Here is a 677-nt window from a genome sequence, read left to right as displayed (position 1 = left end):
AGCGGGGCCTATGTCACCGACCTCGTCACCTTCAGCCTGCGCGCGGTGGCGGTGCAGAGCGGAGAGGTGCTGGGCGAGACCACCGTCACCAAGTCGATCACCTCGCTGAGGATCGGCGGCCACCTGGCCCGCATCTTCGACACCACCTCGCTCGACGCCGAGCTGGGGGGCGCCGTCAACGAGCCGGTGGGGCTCGCGATTTCCGGCGCGGCGCGCACCGCGCTGATCCAGCTCATCCGCGACGGCATCGCGAGCGGCTGGTGGACCTGAGAAGCCCACCCGCGGTCATTCCGGCCCGGGCGCCACGGACAAGGAGCAGACGACCATGAGCAAGCACTTCAGCCCCCGGCGGCGGGCGCTCGCCACCACGGCGCTGGTCGCCGCGGCCGGCCTCGTCGCAGGCCAGGCCCTGGCCGCCAACGTCATCCGCATCGACATCAGCGGCTCGGGCACGGCGGGCACGCTGACGATCACCCAGGACGCCACCAACCCCAGCAACATCCTCACCGCCAATGGCCTCGCCGGCGGCGGCCAGCTGCCCATCCGGGGCGCATGGGCCGAGTACATCGTCAACCAGCAGGGCGCGGGCAACATCCTGCAGGGCGCGATCACGGCTGCGGGCGGCTCGACCACGGCCTCGGCGAACCTCGCCTACGGCTCGGCCGCGGACGGCGGGG

Annotated in this window: 2 protein-coding genes; both read left to right on the top strand. The window is 72.7% G+C overall.

Translation table 11 applies throughout. The features are described 5' to 3' along the window. A partial coding sequence (locus AX721_RS22265) for a CsgG/HfaB family protein (protein WP_231754753.1) occupies positions 1 to 270 on the top strand: 270 nt, incomplete at its 5' end. A 55-nt stretch (positions 271 to 325) separates the two neighbouring features. Continuing rightward, a partial coding sequence (locus tag AX721_RS22260; RefSeq protein ID WP_197422678.1) for a hypothetical protein occupies positions 326 to 677 on the top strand: 352 nt, incomplete at its 3' end.

The organism is Phenylobacterium sp. CCH9-H3, assembly GCF_001557235.1.
GTDB lineage: Bacteria > Pseudomonadota > Alphaproteobacteria > Caulobacterales > Caulobacteraceae > Phenylobacterium.
The sequence above is the reverse complement of the archived record's forward strand: the minus strand, read 5'-3'. Positions and strand labels throughout refer to the sequence as shown.